Origin of the sequence: Streptomyces sp. XY006, from assembly GCF_002237655.1 — a bacterium.
Classification (GTDB): domain Bacteria; phylum Actinomycetota; class Actinomycetes; order Streptomycetales; family Streptomycetaceae; genus Streptomyces; species Streptomyces levis.
In genome coordinates this window covers 13,979-32,936 of record NZ_NOKT01000037.1, presented here as the reverse complement: position 1 = coordinate 32,936, position 18,958 = coordinate 13,979, and the positions used below count along the sequence as shown (strand labels likewise).

16 protein-coding genes are annotated in these 18,958 nt (G+C 71.0%); 5 read left to right on the top strand and 11 right to left on the bottom strand.

Going from position 1 to position 18,958, the window contains the following annotated elements; translation table 11 throughout:
* Positions 1-40: 40 nt before the first annotated feature.
* Both CHR28_RS32670 and CHR28_RS32665 read left to right on the top strand, forming a co-directional pair.
* Entirely contained in the window at positions 41-523 is a 483-nt protein-coding gene (locus CHR28_RS32670) for an ATP-binding protein (protein WP_094057346.1), read from the top strand.
* A 28-nt stretch (positions 524-551) separates the two neighbouring features.
* Positions 552-1,010, top strand: coding sequence for a pyridoxamine 5'-phosphate oxidase family protein (locus CHR28_RS32665; protein ID WP_094057345.1), 459 nt, complete (start codon positions 552-554; stop codon positions 1,008-1,010).
* Between the two features lie 76 nt (positions 1,011-1,086).
* Here CHR28_RS32665 and CHR28_RS32660 read toward each other — a convergent pair whose 3' ends face one another.
* The 8 genes from CHR28_RS32660 to CHR28_RS32625 all read right to left on the bottom strand — a co-directional run bounded on the left by CHR28_RS32660 (position 1,087) and on the right by CHR28_RS32625 (position 11,611).
* Positions 1,087-2,826, bottom strand: a complete 1,740-nt coding sequence (locus CHR28_RS32660) for a pyridoxal phosphate-dependent aminotransferase (protein WP_094057344.1) — start codon at positions 2,824-2,826, stop codon at positions 1,087-1,089.
* Positions 2,827-3,002: 176 nt separating this feature from the next.
* The gene (locus CHR28_RS32655; RefSeq protein ID WP_179272632.1) at positions 3,003-4,151 is read right to left on the bottom strand and encodes an aldose epimerase family protein; all 1,149 of its coding nucleotides are present in this window, start codon (positions 4,149-4,151) and stop codon (positions 3,003-3,005) included.
* Positions 4,152-4,208: 57 nt separating this feature from the next.
* Positions 4,209-5,453 (bottom strand): multiple monosaccharide ABC transporter permease, encoded by a 1,245-nt coding sequence (mmsB, locus tag CHR28_RS32650; protein ID WP_094057343.1) that lies wholly within the window; start codon positions 5,451-5,453, stop codon positions 4,209-4,211.
* On the bottom strand, positions 5,450-7,000 hold the full coding sequence (gene mmsA / locus CHR28_RS32645; protein ID WP_094057342.1) for a multiple monosaccharide ABC transporter ATP-binding protein: 1,551 nt from the start codon (positions 6,998-7,000) through the stop codon (positions 5,450-5,452). The genes mmsB and mmsA overlap by 4 nt, the downstream gene beginning before the upstream one ends.
* Positions 7,001-7,046: 46 nt before the next feature.
* Entirely contained in the window at positions 7,047-8,159 is a 1,113-nt protein-coding gene (gene chvE / locus CHR28_RS32640) for a multiple monosaccharide ABC transporter substrate-binding protein (RefSeq protein WP_373453412.1), read from the bottom strand.
* Between the two features lie 142 nt (positions 8,160-8,301).
* Positions 8,302-9,270: a hypothetical protein gene (locus tag CHR28_RS32635; protein WP_094057340.1), complete on the bottom strand. Its 969-nt coding sequence runs from the start codon at positions 9,268-9,270 to the stop codon at positions 8,302-8,304.
* A 111-nt stretch (positions 9,271-9,381) separates the two neighbouring features.
* A complete protein-coding gene (locus CHR28_RS32630; protein ID WP_094057339.1) occupies positions 9,382-10,386 on the bottom strand; it encodes a zinc-dependent alcohol dehydrogenase in 1,005 nt (334 codons plus the stop codon).
* A 61-nt stretch (positions 10,387-10,447) separates the two neighbouring features.
* Positions 10,448-11,611, bottom strand: a complete 1,164-nt coding sequence (locus CHR28_RS32625) for a mandelate racemase/muconate lactonizing enzyme family protein (protein ID WP_094057338.1) — start codon at positions 11,609-11,611, stop codon at positions 10,448-10,450.
* Between the two features lie 255 nt (positions 11,612-11,866).
* On the opposite strand from CHR28_RS32625, the gene CHR28_RS32620 reads away from it, so the two are divergent.
* Positions 11,867-12,640: an SCO2400 family protein gene (locus CHR28_RS32620; RefSeq protein ID WP_094057337.1), complete on the top strand. Its 774-nt coding sequence runs from the start codon at positions 11,867-11,869 to the stop codon at positions 12,638-12,640.
* Between the two features lie 260 nt (positions 12,641-12,900).
* On the opposite strand, the gene CHR28_RS32615 is transcribed toward CHR28_RS32620, so the two are convergent.
* Positions 12,901-13,353 (bottom strand): MarR family winged helix-turn-helix transcriptional regulator, encoded by a 453-nt coding sequence (locus CHR28_RS32615; RefSeq protein WP_094057336.1) that lies wholly within the window; start codon positions 13,351-13,353, stop codon positions 12,901-12,903.
* 121 nt (positions 13,354-13,474) lie between these two features.
* On the opposite strand from CHR28_RS32615, the gene CHR28_RS32610 reads away from it, so the two are divergent.
* On the top strand, positions 13,475-14,497 hold the full coding sequence (locus tag CHR28_RS32610) for an NADP-dependent oxidoreductase (protein WP_094057335.1): 1,023 nt from the start codon (positions 13,475-13,477) through the stop codon (positions 14,495-14,497).
* 106 nt (positions 14,498-14,603) lie between these two features.
* Positions 14,604-15,023, top strand: coding sequence for an organic hydroperoxide resistance protein (locus tag CHR28_RS32605; RefSeq protein ID WP_094057334.1), 420 nt, complete (start codon positions 14,604-14,606; stop codon positions 15,021-15,023).
* A 67-nt stretch (positions 15,024-15,090) separates the two neighbouring features.
* Here CHR28_RS32605 and CHR28_RS32600 read toward each other — a convergent pair whose 3' ends face one another.
* Together CHR28_RS32600 and CHR28_RS32595 are read right to left on the bottom strand one after the other, a co-directional pair.
* The gene (locus tag CHR28_RS32600; protein WP_094057333.1) at positions 15,091-16,236 is read right to left on the bottom strand and encodes a serine hydrolase domain-containing protein; all 1,146 of its coding nucleotides are present in this window, start codon (positions 16,234-16,236) and stop codon (positions 15,091-15,093) included.
* Entirely contained in the window at positions 16,233-18,806 is a 2,574-nt protein-coding gene (locus CHR28_RS32595; protein WP_094057332.1) for a M14 family zinc carboxypeptidase, read from the bottom strand. Before CHR28_RS32595 ends, CHR28_RS32600 begins: the two co-directional genes overlap by 4 nt.
* Positions 18,807-18,958: the final 152 nt, after the last annotated feature.

Genomic DNA, 18,958 nt, shown 5'->3' with positions numbered 1-18,958 from the left:
GGCCTGGAGAATCGGCGGCCCCGCACGTCACATTGGGCGCATGACAGCGCCGATCACCCCCAGGACCGCCCCACCTCCGGTCACCGTACGTGTGTTCAAGCAGCGCCTCAGCTCCACTCCGCGCGGCGCCCGGCTCGCCCGCCGGCTCACGCTGAACCAGCTGCACTCCTGGGGCATCCCCTACGGAACGGACGTCTCCGACGCGGTCGGCGCCATCGTGGCCGAGCTGGCGGCGAACGCCGTGACGCACGGGCGTGTGGCGGGGCGGGACTTCGCGCTGCGGCTGGAGCTCGGGCCGGGCCGTGTCCGGGTCGAGGTGGCCGATTCCCGCAGTGGGCCGCCGCGTCCGCCCAGGCCCGGTGCCGTACGGACCCCTCCATCCCTCGACGAGCACGGCCGCGGGTTCGTCCTCGTCGACGCGCTCGCCGCCCGCTGGGAGGTGCTCGACGGCGAGCCGCCCGGCAAGACCGTGCGAGCGGAGATCGACCTGCCGGAATGGATCGGCGTACCCGACCCGAAATGACGTGCAGCGCAGCGGTGTTGGTGATGGCATGACTGACAGACCGACGCCCCGCCTCCTGTCCGACGAGGCCCTCTCCGATCTGCTCGCCGCGCAGCGCTTCGGCACGCTCGCCACCGTCAAGCGCAGTGGCCGTCCTCACCTGACCACCATGGCGTACAGCTGGGACGCCGAGTCCCGCACGCTGCGGTTCTCGACCACGGCCGACCGCGTCAAGGTCACGCACCTGCGCCGCGAACCCCATGCGGCGCTGCACGTGCAGGGCCGGGACGTCTGGTCGTTCGCCGTCGCCGAGGGAGAGGCGGAGGTCTCCGAGGTCACGTCCGTCCCCGGGGACGCGGTCGGCCGGGAACTGCTCGCGATGATCCCGGCGGATGCCGTGCCGCAGGACGAGGACGCGTTCCTGGGGCAGCTGGTCGACGAGCGGCGGGTCGTCATCCGGCTGCGGGTGGACCGGCTCTACGGGACGGCGCTCGACGTCGAGGGATAGGCCTGCGGCTGCTGAACCGGAGCAGCGTCGGCCCGTCGCCCACTGCCGCCCGTGGACCGCACGACCGGCCGCCGCGCTACCCCGCCTGACCCATTCCCGCCGCGTTCGGCCAGCTCTGCGCGGCGGGCCATCCCGTGGCCGGCGCCGGTGTCAGTCCGTTCGTACCCCGGACCTGCGCGGCCGTCAGGCCCCCGCGGGCCGGTACACCGGGCGGCGTGGGCCCGGTGAAGGGCGCGGCCACCGGCTGGGGCGCCGGCTGCGGTACCTGGGGCTGGGGCACCTGCGGCTGCGGCATCTGCGGGACCGGCTGGGGTTGCGGTTGCGGCTGCGGCATCTGTGCCGCGGCCGGCATCGGCATCCCGCCGCCCGCACCCGCCGGCACGGCGGACGCGGCGGCGGGGAGCGGCATGCCGACGCCGGTGGCCGGAGCGGGTGCCGGCGCCGGGGCGAGCCCGGGGCCGCCGATGCTCGCGGCCGCCGGAGCGGGGGCGAGGCCCTGACCACCGGGATCCGGGCCGCCGAGACCCGTGCTCGCGGCGGCCGGTGCCGCGGCGGGCGCGGGGCCGCCGGCCGCCATGGCCTGCGCCGCCAGCCCCCGCGTGCCCGAGCCGTTCGTCTCGCTCACCAGCCGGTCCACGGCCGCCGTACCCGAGCTGTAGCTGGTCCCGTTGCCCAGCTCGGGTACGGCGGCTCCCCTCCTGGACGTCCCGTAGAGCACCTGTTCCAGGCCGGACACCAGGCGACGCACGTCCACCTGGGGGCGCACCACGAGACGCAGGAAGCGGCTGGACGAACCGATCTTGTTGCCGCACTCGCGGACCAGGATCCGGTGCTCGGTGAGCATGCGGTCCCGGACCACGGTGCCTTCGGCGCCCACGGGGAGGCGCACGAAGAGGAAGTTGCCCTGAGAGGGGTAGACCGTCAGGCCGGGCAGCGCGGAGAGCTGGCTCGCCATGTCGAGGCGGTCCCGGCGCACCTGCTGCAGGCTCTGCGCGTACTCGGCGCCGTGCTCCTTGAGCATGAAGACGACGTGCTCGGCGAAGGAGTTGAGGTTCCACTTCGGGAGCATGGAGCGGACCCGGCCCGCGAGCGCCGGGTTGGCGACGAGGTAGCCGAAGCGGATGCCGTGCAGGCCGAAGTTCTTGCCGAGGCTGCGCAGCACGACGACGTTGGGGCGGAGCATCGCCTCCTGCACGACGGAGGGTTCGGCCTCGGCGTCCGCGAACTCCAGGAACGACTCGTCGATCACGACGAGGTCGAGGTCGGCCATGGCGTCCATGAACTGCACGACGGCGTGCTTGTGCAGGAAACCGCCGTCGGGGTTGTTCGGGTTGCAGATCACGGCGACCCGGGTGCCGCGGGCGCGGATGAACTCGGCGTACTGCGCGAGGTCGAGGGCGAAGCCGCTGGACTCCTGGAGCGGGAACATGTCGACCCGCTTGCCGGTCTCCATGGGCTGGTCGGTCCAGCGGCCGAACGTGGGGACGGGGATGGCGAGGGACTCGCGGACCAGCAGATGGTCGATCCAGGTGATCAGCTCGGTCGAGCCGTTGCCCATGGCGACGCACTGCGGCGGCAGTTGGAGCAGGCTGCACAGCTCGGCCGTGATGGTGTCGGCGCTGCTCGGGTAGTAGGTGATGATGTCGCGCAGCTTGCCCGCCATGTCCTCGAACATGGCCGGGGTGGGGAAGTAGGGGTTGCAGGGGATACAGAAGTCCACGGGGCCGGCTCCCTCGCCGCCCTCGCGTGTCAGAGCCGCCATCGACGGGCTGTGGGCCGCGGTACTGCGGAACAGCGACGTGACGTTGTCGGCCATGGAACCTCCGTATGGGGCGGGCCCGTTGGGGGACGGCCGGACCCGACGTTCAAGGGCGGCCCGCGCGGGGGAGCGCGGGCCGCCCTTACATACGGAGACCCGGGTGACGACGTTCAACCACCGAGGCTTCCCTCAGGAAGTTGTGTGCCACCTGTGAAGACGGCCGGAGGTGCCGGTCAGTGGCCGAAGGTGTGGAGCGTCGTCGTCCGGTACGTCTGCCCGGGCCGCAGCACCGTCGACGGGAACGACGGCTTGTTCGGCGAGTCCGGGAAGTGCTGCGTCTCCAGGCACAGCGCGTCGCCCTGCCGGTAGATGCGGCCGGACGGGCCGGTGAGCGTGCCGTCGAGGAAGTTGCCGGAGTAGAACTGCAGGCCCGGCTCGTTGGTGGAGATCCTCAGCGTGCGGCCGGAGGACGGGTCGCGCAGGGTGGCCACGTGCTCGGGCCGGGCGGTGATGCCCTTGTCCAGGACCCAGTTGTGGTCGAAGCCCTTGGCGGTCACCAGCTGCGGGTGGGAGACGCGGATGTCCCGGCCGATCGGCTTGGCCTTGCGGAAGTCGAACGGGGTGCCCGCGACCTTCGCCAGCTCGCCCGTGGGGATCAGGCCCGCGTCGGTGGGCGTGTAGCGGGAGGCGGCGATCTGCAGCTCGTGGTCCTCGATCGTGCCGCTGCCCTCGCCGGCCAGGTTCCAGTAGACGTGGCTGGTGAGGTTGACGACGGTGGCCTTGTCGGTGGTGGCCTCGTAGTCGATGCGCCAGTCGCCGTGCCGGGTGAGGGTGTACGTCACCTTCGTCCTCAGCGTGCCCGGGTAGCCCATCTCCCCGTCGACGCTCGTGTAGTACAGGTGCAGGCCGACGTCGGAGCCCTGCACGAACGGCTCCACGTCCCAGACGCGCTTGTCGAAGCCCTGGGCGCCGCCGTGCAGGCTCTGCTCGCCGTCGTTGACGGACAGCTGGTAGTTCTTGCCGTCGAGCGTGAACCTGCCCTGGCCTATGCGGTTGCCGTACCGGCCGATCAGGGCGCCGAAGTACGGGCTCTTGGCGACGTAGTCCTCGATGTTGTCGAAGCCGGCGGAGACGTTGGCGTAGCGGCCTCGGCGGTCGGGGATCTCCAGGGACTGCACGATGCCGCCGTAGGAGAGGACCTTCAGGCGGGTGCCGCCGTTCTCCAGCGACCAGCTGTGGACCTTGGTGCCGTCGGCGAGCTTGCCGAAGAGCGTCTTCACCGGCTTCCTGCCTCCCGTGGCGTGCGCCGTGCCGCCGAACGCGGTGGCGGCCATGCCCGCCGCCGCGGCTCCCGCGATGACCGTGCGTCTGTTCAGTTCCATGTGTGCGGCTCCCGTATAAGGAGAGGGCCCCGCCACTCCGGCGGGGCCCCGATGGACTTACGAACCGACCTTGCGCTTGTTCCACACGTCGAAGCCGACGGCCGCCAGGAGCACCAGGCCCTTGATGACCTGCTGCCAGTCGGTGCCGATGCCGACGAGGTTCATGCCGTTGTTCAGCACGCCCAGGACCAGACCGCCGATGATCGCGCCGAGGACGGTGCCCACACCGCCGCTCATCGACGCGCCGCCGATGAACGAGGCCGCGATCGCCTCCAGTTCGAAGTTGAGGCCGGCCTTGGGAGAGGCCGCGTTGAAGCGGGCGGCGAAGACCAGACCCGCCAGGGCCGCGAGCATGCCCATGTTCAGGAAGACCAGGAAGGTGACCTTCTTGTCCTTCACACCCGACAGCTTGGCCGCCGGGAGGTTGCCGCCGATCGCGTAGATGTGCCGGCCGATGATCGCGTTGCGCATCACGTAGCCGAAGCCGACGAGCAGCACGCCCAGGATGAGCAGCACGATCGGGGCGCCCTTGTAGCTGGCCAGCAGCAGCGTCAGCGTCAGGATGGCGGCGCCGATCGCGACCAGCTTCAGCAGGAACAGCTTGGCGGGCGGGACGTCGAGCGCGAACTCCTGCTGGCGCTTGCGGTCACGGACCTCCTGGAAGATCACGAAGGCGATCATCGCGAAGCCCAGCAGCAGGGTGAGGTTGTGGTAGTTGGTCTCGGGGCCGACCTCGGGCAGGAAGCCGTTGGCGACCTTCTGCAGCCCGTCCGGGAACGGGCCGAGGGTCTGGCCCTCCAGGAAGATCTCCGTCAGACCGCGGAAGATCAGCATGCCCGCCAGGGTCACGATGAACGACGGTATGCCGCCGTACGCGATGAAGAACCCCTGGACCGCGCCCGCGACCGCGCCCACGGCGAGGCACAGCACCACCGCGAGCGGCCACGGCATGTCCTGTTTGACCATGAACACGGCGGCCATCGAGCCGACGAACGCCGTCAGCGAGCCGACCGACAGGTCGATGTGGCCAGCGATGATGACCAGCATCATGCCGATCGCCAGGATCAGGATGTAGCTGTTCTGCAGCACCAGGTTGGAGACGTTGCGCGGCAGCAGCAGGTCGCCGTCGGTCCACACGGCGAACAGCACCACGATCAGGCCCAGCGCGATCAGCATGCCGTACTGCCGCATGTTGCGGCGCATGCCGTCCAGCACCAGGGCCAGCAGGCCGTCGCCCGCGGCTCCTCCGCTCTTGCCCGGCGGCGCGGGGGCCGGGCTCTTGGCGGTCACGTCCGTGCTCATCGGGATACCTCTTTGTCCTTCGTCATCTGACGCATCAGCGATTCCTGGGAGGCCTCGGCCCGCGAGAACTCACCCGTCAGCCGCCCCGCGGCCATCGTGTAGATGCGGTCGCACATGCCGAGCAGTTCGGGCAGCTCGGAGGAGATGAAGACGACCGCCTTGCCCTGGGCGGCCAGCTGGTCGATGACCGTGTAGATCTCGTACTTGGCGCCGACGTCGATACCGCGCGTCGGCTCGTCCAGGATCAGCACGTCCGGACCCGAGAAGATCCACTTGCTGAGGACGACCTTCTGCTGGTTGCCGCCGGACAGCTTGCCCACCGGCTCGAAGACGGTCGGCGCCTTGATGTTCATGGACTTGCGGAAGCCCTCGGCGACCTGCCGCTCCTCGTGCTCGTCGACCACACCGCGCTTGGCCACCTTGCCCAGGGCGCTCAGCGAGATGTTCCGGTTGATGGTGTCGATGAGGTTGAGGCCGTAGTGCTTGCGGTCCTCGGTGACGTAGGCGATGCCGTGCTTGACCGCCTCCGGGACGGACTTCGTCCGGATCTCCGTGCCGTCCTTGAGGACCGTGCCGCCCGCGTACCGGCCGTAGGTGCGCCCGAAGACGCTCATCGCGAGCTCGGTGCGGCCGGCGCCCATCAGGCCCGCGATGCCGACGATCTCACCGCGGCGCACCTGCAGGGACACGTCGTCGACGACCTTGCGCTGCTGGTCGATCGGGTGGTGCACCGTCCAGTTGCGGATCTCCAGGGCGGGGGCCGCCCCCTCCTCGGGCTCGTGCGGCGACCGCTCCGGGAAGCGGTGTTCCAGGTCACGGCCGACCATGCCGCTGATGATCCGGTCCTCGGTGGTCTCCGGCGCCTTCACGTCGAGGGTCTCGATGGTCCGGCCGTCGCGGAGGATGGTCACCGAGTCGGCGACCTTGCGGATCTCGTTGAGCTTATGGGAGATGATGATCGAGGTGATGCCCTGGTTCTTCAACTCCAGGATGAGGTCCAGGAGTTTGCCGCTGTCCTCGTCGTTCAGGGCGGCGGTCGGCTCGTCGAGGATGAGCAGCTTCACCTTCTTCGACAGGGCCTTGGCGATCTCCACGAGCTGCTGCTTGCCCACGCCGATGTCGGCGACGCGGGTGTCCGGGTGGTCGGACAGGCCGACCCGGCGCAGTAGTTCCGTGGCGTGCCGCAGGGTCTCGGTCCAGCTGATGATCCCCCGCGTGGCGTGCTCGTTGCCGAGGAAGATGTTCTCCGCGAGCGAGAGGTAGGGCACCAGGGCCAGCTCCTGGTGGATGATCACGATGCCGCGCTCTTCGCTGGCCCGGATGTCCTTGAACTGGCAGACCTCTCCCTCGAAGAGGATGTCGCCCTCGTACGTGCCGTGCGGGTGGACGCCGGAGAGGACCTTCATCAGGGTCGACTTGCCGGCGCCGTTCTCCCCGCAGATGGCGTGGACCTCGCCCTGCCGGACGGTCAGCGTGACGTCCGACAGCGCCTTGACGCCGGGAAAGGTCTTGACGATCGAGCGCATTTCCAGGACGGGTCCCGCCATGGTCGTGCCTTCCATTCAGTGGTGAATCGTCGGTGGGTGGCGGGGCTTACTTGAGGTCGCTCTCCTTGATGTAGCCGGAGTCGACGACCTCCTTCTGGTAGTTGCCCTTGTCGACGGCGACCGGCTCCAGCAGGTAGGCGGGGACGACCTTGGCGCCGTTGTCGTAGGTCTTGGTGTCGTTGACCTCGGGCTTCTTGTCGTTCAGCAGGGCGTCGACCATGTTGGAGGCCACCTTCGCGAGTTCGCGGGTGTCCTTGTAGACGGTCATCGACTGCTGGTCGGCGATGATCGACTTCACCGAGGCGACCTCGGCGTCCTGGCCCGTGACGACCGGCAGCGGCTTGCTCTTGGAGCCGTAGTCGTCGGACTTCAGGGCCGACAGGATGCCGATGGAGATGCCGTCGTAGGGGGAGAGGACGGCGTCGACGCGCTCGGTCTTGTAGGCCGAGGTCAGGATGTCGTCCATGCGCTTCTGGGCGGTGCCGCCGTCCCAGCGCAGGGTGGTGACCTGGTTGAGCTTGGTCTGGCCGGAGCGGACGACGAGCTGCTTCTTGTCGATGTAGGGCTGCAGGACGTTCATCGCGCCCTGGAAGAAGTAGCGGGTGTTGTTGTCGTCGTTGGAGCCGGCGAACAGCTCGATGTTGAAGGGGCCCTTCTTGGAGCCGTCCTTCAGGCCGAGCTTCTCGACGATGTAGGTGCCCTGCAGCTCGCCGACCTTCTCGTTGTCGAAGGAGGCGTAGTAGTCGACGTTCTGCGTGCCGAGGATCAGGCGGTCGTAGGAGATGACCGGGATGTTCGCGTCCTTGGCCTGCTGCAGCACGTTGTTCATCGACTTGTTGTCGATGGCCGCGACGATCAGCGCCTTGACGCCCTGCGTGATCAGGTTCTCGATCTGCGAGACCTGCTGGTCCGGGTCGTCCTCGCCGTAGACCAGCTGGGTCTTGTAGCCCTTGGACTCCAGGTCCTTCTTGACGTTGTTGCCGTCGGCGATCCAGCGCTCGGACGACTTGGTCGGCATCGCGATGCCGATCGTGCCGCCCTTGGCGCTGTCCCCGCTCTCCTCGCTGCCGCCCTCGCTGTTCTGCCCGCAGGCGGACAGGGTCAGGGCGAGGGACGCGGCTCCGGCTATGGCGGCGAGTGCGGCTCTGCGGTTACGCATGATGATCATCCTTGATCTGTGTGCAGGGCTCGGTCTGGGAGGCGCGAAGTCGTTCCGGGGTGGTCGTGCCGGAAAGACCGAGAGGAGGTGTGTGGGATTGTGGTCGGCTGTGTCGTCTTTTGTAAGAAGAGTTTCCGGAACGTTATGACGAGATTTCGAACCGTTGCAGATCGCCGGGCAGTCGCGAGCCCAGCGGCGCCATGTCACCGTCGGCTCCGTGACGGGCCAGGAGGTCCAGGGCGAGCCGGCCGCGCCGCACGCGTTCCTTGGCAGTGGCCAGGGTCAGCTCCCGCATGTGGTGCCCGTAGGGGTAGATCCCGGGCGCCTTCGACAGGCCGAACTTCAGATAGAGCGGTGCGCCGCGCCGGATCAGCTCGGCGACCTCGTACATCCGCACATAGCCGCCGAGGTCGTCGGGGGCCTCGATGTACATGTCCATGGGGGCGGCGGAGACCCGGCGGATCTCGGTGAGGTGATCGAGCGTCAGATCGCTCGGCACGTTCACCGAGTCGGCGCCGAGGCGCTCGTAGACGGCGTACGCCGCCGGGTTGACCGGGCCGATGAGTGCGCTCACCTTGAGCGTGGTGTCGGCCGGGAGGAGACCGGCCGCCCGGGCTCGGTGCAGCGTCCACAGCACGCCCTCGTCGGCGACGAGGAGGCACTTGACGCCCAACTCCGTGGCGCGGACGGCGTCTTCGACGCACCCGGCGACGGCGTCGTGGCCGCGGGCGCGCAGTCCGGCCCCCCGCGAGTCGGTGCGCGTGGACGCGCCGATGTCCCACGTGCCGCGCGGGCCGGTGAACAGGCAGAGCTCGATGTCGCGTTCGGCCGTCGCCTCCACCATCTCGGTGATCTCGGCGTCGGACAGCATCCACACCCCGCTGCCCTGGCTGATCCGGTGGATCGGCACGTCCAGCCGCGAGGCCTCCTTGAGCACCACGGCCAGCGCCTCGGGGCCCTCGCACGAGGGGATCTCCGTGCGCCAGCGGCCGCCGCCGGGGAAGGAGTGCGGCGAGGCGTCGGCGGGGTCGAGGGCGGGCGCGTTCAGGCCCAGCGCGGTGAGTGCCTGCTCACCGGGCCTGCGGGCGGCCGGGGCGGAAGCGTCGGTCACAGGAATGTCCTTCGGTTCGATATTTCGGACGAGGTTCGCGGCTCTGGGTACGGCACGGCTGGGTGTACGCCGGTACGGGGGCCGTCAGGTCGCCCCCGTACCGGCGTACGGCTACGGGCGGAGCAGCACCTTGCCCACCTTCGGATCGCCGGCCCCCACCAGCTCGATGGCCTGCGAGAACTCGGCGAGCGGCAGCTCGTGCGTCACCAGCGGCAGCGGGTCGAGCAGCCCGGCGGCGAACACCCGCACGGTGTGCGCCCAGGCGTCGGGCGGCGCACCGAAGACGGTGTGCACCTCCAGCTGCCGTACGACCAGGTCGGTCGGGTCCAGGCCCTCGGCGCCCGGCGCCGGGATGCCCGTGAGGACCAGCCGGCCCCCGCGCCTGAGCAGCGCGGCGGAGAGCCGGGCGGCGTCCGCGGACCCGGCCGTCTCGATCACCACGTCGATGTCGTCCGGAAGTTGCCGGTCCTTGGTCCGGAAGTCCGTCGCACCGTACTGCCGCGCCAGCGCCTCGCGGTCCCGGCGGGTGCCGACGACCAGCAGCTCCGCGGGCGAGTTCGCCTTCAGGAACTGCACGGCGAACATGCCGAGCGTGCCCGTGCCGACCACGGCGACCTTCTCGCCGGGCCGTGCATCCGCCTTCAGCGCGGCGGCCGCGATGCACGCGGCGGGCTCCAGCAGCGCCGCGGCCGTGAGGTCGCAGCCGTCCGGCAGGACGTGCAGCAGACGCGCCGGAAGGGTCAGCGTGGCCGCCATCGCGCCCGGCTGGGTGAACCCGGTCTCCTCGTACCCGGCCGCGCACAGGGTCGTGTCGCCCGCGTGGCAGCGGTCGCAGACCTGGCAGTTGCGGAAGCCCTCCCCGACGACCTTCCGGCCGACCAGGGAGGCGGGGACGTCCGCGCCCACGGCCTCCACCGTCCCGGACCACTCGTGGCCCGGGGTGAGCGGGTAGCGCACATAGCCCTCGGGGCGGTTGCCCTGGTACACCTCGCGGTCGCTGCCGCAGATGCCGGCGGCGTGCACCCGCACCAGGGCCTCACCGGCCCCGGGCCGCCGGGGCTCGTGTGGCACGAGACGGTGCTCGCCCGGGGCGTCGATCACTACCGCGGTGCTCACGTGGCTCCTGAGGTTTTCGAAGGTTTCGGTGGCCGGTTCGGGGTTTCCGGGGGCCGTACGGTCACTGGGTGCCCTTGGGCTTGCGCTGCTCCCAGCCCTCCGCCCAGAGGTCGAAGCGGGCCTGCTGCTGCGGGAACTCGGCGGCGGCGTCCACGTCCAGCTCCACGCCGAGGCCCGGGGCGTCGGAGAGGTGGAAGCAGCCGTCCTCCGGGTTCACCTGCGGGGCGCCCTTGACGACCTTCTTGATCTCCGCGTCCGCGAAGTCGTTGAAGTGCTCCAGGATCTTGAAGTTCGGGGAGGTGAACCCGACCTGGAGGGAGGCGGCGGTCAGCACCGAGCCGCCCACGTTGTGCGGGGCGACCAGCATGTAGTGGGTCTCGGCGGTCGCGGCGAGCTTCCGGGTCTCCCAGATTCCACCGATGTGGCCGACGTCCGGCTGGATGATGTCGACGGCCTGGCTCTCGAACAGCTCCCGGAACTCGATCCGGTCGTGGATGCGCTCACCGGTGGCGACCGGCATGTCGACCTTGGCGGCCACCTTCTCCAGCGCCTTGAGGTTCTCCGGCGGGACCGGCTCCTCCAGCCACGCCGGGTTGAACGGCGCCAGCTCCTTGGCCAGGCGCACGGCCGTGGCCGGGGAGAAGCGGCCGTGCATCTCCAGCATCAGCTCGGCCTCGGGGCCGATGGCGTCCCGGACGGCCTCGATCAGGGAGACCGCGTACAGGGTGTCCTTGTGGTCCAGCTCGAAATGGCCGGTCCCGAAGGGGTCGATCTTGAGCGCCCGGTAACCGCGCTCCATGACCCCCTGGGCGGCCTTGTGGTAGGCCTCCGGGGTCCGCTCGGTGGTGTACCAGCCGTTGGCGTACGCCTTCACCTTGTCGGTGACCTTGCCGCCCAGCAGCTGCCAGACGGGGACGCCCAGGGCCTTGCCCTTGATGTCCCAGCAGGCCATCTCGATCACGGCGATGCCCGACATCACGATCTCGCCCGCACGGCCGTAGTCGCCGTACTTCATGCGCTTGACGAGGTCCTCGACGGCGAACGGGTCGGAGCCGAGGATGTGGTTGGCCTCAGCCTCTCTCAGGTAGCCGAGAAGGGCGTCGGTGTGTCCCAGCATCCGGGTCTCGCCGACTCCGGTGATGCCCTCGTCGGTGTGCACCTGGACGTACGTCAGGTTGCGCCACGGCGTCCCGACCACGTGTGTGCTGATTCCGGTGATGCGCACGGCGGTTGTCCCTCGCAGCTTCGTCGGCTCGGTTTCACATCAGTGTTCCGTCTGTGCGCCGTAACGTCATGTTCGATATTTCGGCACACGTTCGAAATGCTGGCGTGACAGTAAGGACGGGGCGGCGGGGGTGTCAATGGGTCGCGCGCATAACGGTTTCGACAGTTTCGAAACCACCGGCGGGGTGTGTCCCTACAGAACCTTCACAGCTGGATCTAGGAACGTGACCGGCGCGGAACTTAATCTTCCCGCGTCATGGACTACTGCGACCCGTGCCGACGGCACCTCAACGGCGCGCTGGCCTGCCCCGGATGTGGCACTTCAGCGGAATCGCTGCGCCGGCCCGAGCCGGGGCACGGCGTGTACGACGACGGCGCCGAAGCCGAAGCCGACGGCCCCGCGGACGACACCGTCGACGAGACGGATGCGGATGCCGATGCCGACGGTGAGCCCTCGGGGCGTGCCGCGCGCCGGCGTGGACGGGGACGCGGCCAGGGGCCGGCCGGTGACGGCCGGGGCGGGTCGAGCCGGCGTGACCGCAAGGCCGCGGCGCACCGTCGGCGCCGGCGCCGGACGCTGTTCATCGCGGCCGGGTTCGTCCTGGCGGCGGGCGGGCTGAGCCTGGCGGAACTGGGCATGGACGCACAGAAACCGACACCGAAGCCCGCGGTGGCCGGCGGTGAGTCGGCGGACGGCGAGGCGGTGGAGGCGGAAGCGGGCGAGCAGGGCACGGGGCCCGGCGGGAGCGACACTCCTGAGGGCTCGTCAGGCAGCCCGTCGGCCAGCGCGTCCGACTCCCCGTCGGCCTCGGCGTCGCCGGAGGACGACCCGTCGAAGTCGCCGGACGGGGAAGAGGCGTCGAAGGACCCGGCGTCGGCCCCGGCGGGCACGTCCCCCAGCCGCCCGCCCTCACCCCCGACGGCCACGGCCCCGGCCCCGACCCCGACCACGGACCCGACCACTCGTCCTCCGGACCCGGAGCCGTCCCCCTCGGAGACCTGCGACCGGTTCCTGTGGTGGTGCACGTAGCGCCTGGAGGCGGGTAGCTCCAGCTGCGGGCAGTCGTGCCGCTGGGGAGCTGGTAGCCCCAGCTGCGGGCAGTCGTGCCGCTGGGGAGCTGGTAGCCCCAGCTGCGGGCAGTCGTGCCGCTGGGGCGGCACGGGTGGGCGCAGCGCACCCCGCTCCGCCGGGTTGCGGACCCACCCGGCCCCAGCAGCAACGCCGGGCACCTCGAACGCCGAGTTCCGCAACACCCCGACCCCGGCATCAACCCCGCGCACCCTGCGGCGTCAGCCCAGCATCCCCCGCAGCGCATCCCGCAACGCCAGCCTCTCCCCCTCCGACAACCCCGCCAACGGCTCCCGCGCGAACCGCAGAGCCTCCCGCAGACTCCGCGCCACCCGCCGCCCCTCCTCCGTCGCCGCGGCCACCTTCACCCGCCGGTCCGCCGGATCCGGACGCCGCTCCACCAGCCCCCGCGCCTCCAGCCGGTCCACGATCCCGGTCACGTTCGACGGCTCGCACTTCAGCCGCTGCGCCAGCCTCCGCATCGGCAGCGGCTCCAGGCACAGCAGACTCAGCAGCCGTGCCTGCGCGCCCGTCAGCGCGTGCTCCGCCGCCGCCGACTCGTAGTCCTCGTGGAACCGCGCCACGACCTCTCCGATCAGCTCCACGACTTCGAGGGTCAGCGGATCGGGGCGGCGGTTCGTCCCGCTGTGCGAGGTCGGTGTGGTGGAGGCCATGCCATCGAGGGTACCCGGTTGTTTGACAACCTGAAATATTCAGAGCACGGTTGTTTCAGGTACTGAAACATCTGCGACATCGCCTGGAACACCCGCCCCGAGTCCGAAGGAAAGGCGCACCATGACCGAGACGCCCACCCTCCCCGCCGTCAGTCGCGAGTGGCACCTGCTCAGCCGTCCCGTCGGCTGGCCGAAGCCCGAGGACTTCGCCCTGGTCGAGGCGGAGATCCCGCAGCCCGGTGAGGGCCAGGTCCTCGTCCGGAACCAGTACCTCTCCGTGGACCCGTACATGCGCGGCCGGATGAGCGCGGCGAAGTCCTACGTCGCCCCGTTCGAGCTGGGCAAGGTCATGCAGGGCGGTGCCGTCGGCGAGGTCGTGGCCTCGAACGCCGAGGGGATCGCCGTCGGCGACCACGTGCTGCACTTCTTCGGCTGGCGCGAGTACGCCGTCGTGGCCGCCAAGAACGCCGTGAAGGTGGACCCGCAGGCCGCGCCGCTCTCGGCGTACCTGGGTGTGCTCGGCATGACCGGCCTCACCGCGTACGCGGGCCTGCTGCGCACCGCCTCCTTCAAGGAGGGCGACTCCGTCTTCGTCTCCGGCGCCGCCGGGGCCGTGGGCGGCCAGGTCGGGCAGATCGCGAAGCTCAAGGGCGCCTCGCGGGTCATCGGGTCCGCCGGCTCGGAGGAGAAGGTCAAGCTCCTCGTGGAGGAGTACGGCTTCGACGCCGCCTTCAACTACAAGGACGGCCCCGTGAGCGAGCAGCTGCGCGCCGCCGCACCCGACGGCATCGACGTCTACTTCGACAACGTGGGCGGCGATCACCTGGAGGCCGCCATCGGCTCCCTCAACGAGGGCGGCCGGATCGCGGTCTGCGGCATGATCTCCGTCTACAACAACACCGAGCCCGCCCCCGGTCCGAGGAACCTCGCCCGGCTCATCCAGACCCGTGGCCGCATCGAGGGCTTCCTGGTCGGGGACCACTACGACCTGCAGCCGCAGTTCGTGCGGGAGGTCGCCCCCTGGGTCGCCTCGGGTGAGCTGAAGTACCGCGAGACGGTCGTCGAGGGCATCGAGAACAACCTGGAGGCGTTCCTCGGCGTCCTGCGCGGCGACAACACCGGAAAGATGATCGTCAAGCTCTGACGGCTCCCGCCGCCCTTTGCTGAATTTCCGGCATGCGGTAACTTCTTTCCGAATCCGTCCCGGCCCGGGCGCGAGCCGCGGCGGACGACCGAAGGAACACCACCGCATGCCGATCCAGCAGTCCGACGTCCTGTACACCGCCGTGGCCACCGCCGAGAACGGGCGCGACGGGCGGGTGGCCACCGACGACGGCAAGCTCGACGTCGTCGTCAACCCGCCCAAGGAGATGGGCGGGAGCGGCGCCGGCACCAATCCGGAGCAGCTCTTCGCCGCCGGGTACAGCGCCTGCTTCCAGGGCGCGCTCGGTGTCGTCGCCCGTCAGGAGGGTGCCGACCTCACCGGCTCGACCGTCACCGCGAAGGTCGGCCTCGGCAGGAACGGGGAGGGGTTCGGGATCATCGTCGAGATCTCGGCCGACATCCCCCGGGTCGACCGGGGCACCGCCCGCTCGCTGATCGAGAAGGCGCACGAGGTGTGCCCGTACTCGAAGGCGACGCGCGGGAACATCACCGTGACTCTGGTCTGACGACCGTCGTCGCCCAGGCGGAGGCCGCACCCTCGGACATGGGGTGCGGCCTCCGTCCGTGCCCGGCTCAGACGGCGAGAGCGGCCCGGTGCACCGCCCGGGCCAGCCGGTCGTTCTCCGGTGCCGCCCCGCCCGGGAAGGCGAACCGGCGGCGCGTGTAGCCGTACGCCAGGCCGCTCCACGGGTCCGCGAAGGCCTGGGACCCGCTCGCCCCGCTGTGCCCGATCGTCCCGGCGCCGAGGAACGGGTGCCACGTGTCAGCGGTCGTCTGGAAGCCCAGCCCGAACGACTTGTGGGCCCGGGCCACCAGGTCGTAGCCGACCGAGTGGAACTGGCCGAACTCCGCCACCGTGTCCGGCTTGAGCAGCGGTGCCCGGTCGCCCAGCTCGCTGATCGCCGCCGCGTACATCCCGGCCAGACCCCGCGCGGAGGCCACTCCGCCCACCGACGCCGGGCCCTTGGCGCGCACCAGCGGCATGTTGGGCAGCGAGGCCAGGTCGGTCGGCTCGGCCGCGTTGCCGTTGAAGGCGATCGAGGCGAGCGTGTGCGGGCCTGTGGGCACGGCGTCCAGCAGGGCCTGCTGCCGCGGTGTCGGGGCCATCGGCTGCGTCGTACGGAAGCGGGGTTCCTGCGGAGCGGGCAGGCCCAGGTGGAAGTCCAGGGCGTACGGGGTCCGGATCCGCTCCTGGTAGACCTCCTGGAGCGTGCGGCCCGTGGCCCTGCGGACCACCTCGCCGACGAGGGCGCCGCTGACCAGCGCGTGGTAGCCGAACGCCGTGCCCGGACGCCAGAACGGCCGCTGGTCGGCGAGGCGTTCGGCGAGCTGGCGGTCGTCCGCCAGCTCCGCGAGCGTGAAGCCGGTGTCCGTGCCGACCACCCCCGCCCGGTGCGCGAGCAGATCGCGCAGGGTCAGCGCCCCCTTGCCCTCGGCCGCGAACTCCGGCCAGTAGTACGTCACCTTGCGGTCCAGTTCGAGCGTGCCGTCCTGGACGAGGAGCGCCACGACCAGGTACGCGGCGCCCTTGGTCGAGGAGAACACGCCGTAGAGGGCGTCCGCTTCGGTCCCCGCCCACAGGTCGACGACCTTGCGCCCGTGGAGGTAGGCGCACAGCTGGCCCTCGTAGTCGGGCCGTTCCCCGGCCACGAACGCGGCGAACTCCTCACGTACGTCCTCGAAGCCGTCCGCCACGGTGCCGTGGATCTCCTGCGTCATCCGCTCTCCTCAACCGAAACGCTCTGTGCCACTGTGATCAATGCCCTCGCCACCTGGGCGAATTCCCCCTTCGGGTGGCCCCGGAAGAGTGGTTCCGTGCCGAACAGGACCGTCCGGTCACCGCTGACGACCGCGGCCCGTCCGGCCGCCGCGGCCGGGCCGCCGGACCCGTCGCGCAGCGGGCGCCAGTGGCCGGAGACCACCGGGTTCCCGGCCGCGTACGCCTGCTCGACGCGCACCCCGGCGCCCAGGCCGGTGAACCAGAGCGGGGCGTAGACGAAGGTGTGGTCCGGTGCGCCCCGGGTCAGCGGGCCCGGGTTGGTCACCCGCACCACGCCGTTCGCGTCCTCGTCGCCCGCCACCGGCGTGACGGCCAGCCGGCCCGCCGCCGCGTTCAGGGCGGCGCCCGTCGCGCCCCGGCCGACCAGGCCGTGACGGTCGAGGAAGGCGTCCAGGGCGGCGCGGGCGGGCGCCGTCAGCCGGGCGCGGTCCAGGCCGGCGGAGACGAACAGCACGTCCGTGCCGGACCAGTCGAAGCCCGCGTTCAGCACGGCCGTGGAGACCGGCGTGACGTCGAAGCCCATCTCCCGCAGCGCGAACAGCTCACCCGGTGTGACGGCGGCGGCGACGCGCGGGCGGTGCAGCGGGGTGGTGCCGGTGAGCCGGGTGGCCGTGAACGCGACGTCGTGCGCCCGGGCGGCGGCGAGCGCCGCGCGGCGGGCCGCCGCGGGCACGATCGCGCTGCCGTCCGGGGCCTCGCGCACGGTGACGCCGTCGCGGAGCAGGGAGTTGAGGGCCGCGATCTCGCGCGGGTCGTCCAGGCGCAGACGCAGACCGCCGTGCGGGGGCACCTGGGCGACGGGGGCCGCCTCGGTGACCGGGCGCAGGGGCGCGCCGCGCAGGCTGCCCGAGGTCACCGGCTCGACCGTGGCGCCCCACAGCCTGCCCAGGCTCCAGCCGGAGATGTCGTACATCGCCGACACCTTGTCGCTGATGTCCCGGCCGTCCGCCAGCAGCGCGTTCGCCATGCCCCGCTTGGGCTGGTGCAGGTCGACGACGTACGTGCCGGCGGGATGGGTCCGCCCGGCCAGGCGGAAGGGACGGGTGGCGCGGGTGACCCGGACGTCGTTGGCGAGGAGATGGTCCACCAGCCGCGCGGCGGCCGGAGCGGAGCGCTGGGCGTGCGAGGTGCCGGGCGGGATGACGTAGGCGCGGGGGAAGGCGGTCGTGTAGACGTCCTCCGGGCCGATGCCGGGCACGCCGGGGACCGTGTCCGGGGACACCGGCACCTGCGGGGCGCCGGCCGCGCCACGGCGGAACACCTCGATCTGGTCGGCGATCAGCGTCGCGCGCCGCTGCCTGACGTGGTCCAGGGTCGCGCGGACGGCCGCGCCCGCCACGGCCGTGTTGACCGCCGCGCGGCGGCGCAGCTCCGCCACGGGCAGCTCGTCGTACTCCTCGTTGTTCACCGCCAGCGGGATCTCCACGGTGTGGGCGGCGACCGTGCCGTGGAAGGCCGCGTACTGCGGGGTGAAGATCGGCGGCCAGTCGTCCCAGCCCTCCTCCTGGTCGCGGAAGGGGATCTGGGCCGGTTCCACGCCGTCCTTCGCGGGCGTGTAGCCGAGGGCGTTGACGGCGGACTCCATGCCGAGGGCGTTGGCGTAGGTGTTCTTCAGGAAGAGGTCGTACTCGTAGTTCTCGCCGTGCGGGGGAGTGGTGGGCTCGATGAGCGTGCCGTTGACGTAGCCGTGCAGGTCGAGCAGGACGGCCGGCTGGGTGTCGAGCTGGATGCGCCGCATGGCGCGCGTCTCGGGCTGGGAGGCCGTGACGAAGTCGCGGTTCAGGTCGAAGCCGCCCGCGTTGGCGCGGGTGCCGGCGATCCGGCCGTCCGGGTTGGCGGTGATGTTGAAGTACAGGCGGCTGTGCGCGAGGAGGTCCCGTGTCCCGGCGTCCCCGGCGGTCGCGAGCTGCTCGATGATCCTCAGGGAGGCGTCCGTGCCCTCCCACTCGTTGCCGTGGATGTTGCTGTTGACGAAGACCGGGGTCTTGTAGGCGCGCTTGATCTCCGGGGACTTGGCCGCCGTGGCGGGCGCGCGCTCGATGAGGTCGCGCATCCGCTCCTGGGCGCGGGCCTCGCGGGTGGTCTCCGGGGCGGTGACGGTGACCAGGTAGAGACGGTGGCCACCGGCCGAGCGGCCCGTCACCTCCACGCTCACCCGGTCGCCGAGGCGCTGCAGGGCGTTCAGCTTCGGAGCGATCCCGTGGTAGGGCACGAGCCCCAGCTTCAGGGACTTGTCGCCGGGGTTTTCCGGGTCCGGGGAGAGCACCTGGCGGCGGGGGTAGCCCCGGGTATCGGTCGTGGCGGAGGTCTCCTCGGGCGCGGTCAGGGCCCGCAGGGCCGCGCTCTCGGGAGCCCGGGCCGCCCGGTCGTCGACGGGGGCGCCCTCGCGGACCACCGGCTTGGGGTCGGCGCCGGCGGTGCCGGGCGCGAGCAGCAGCGAACCCGCCGTGGCGAGGCCGAGGGTGACGATCAGCGCAGGTCTCGCAGGAACGGTTCTCGTGGTGCGCACGCGTACCTCCTGTGGGGCTTCCTGAGATCGGTACGGCGAGGTGTACCGGTTCGACTCAACGGCAACAAGGGCGCGTTGGTGTCCCCCGTGACCCGGACGGCTCCACCGTCGGGCCCGCCCCGGCCCGGGCGGCCTGTGACAGCGGCGTGACC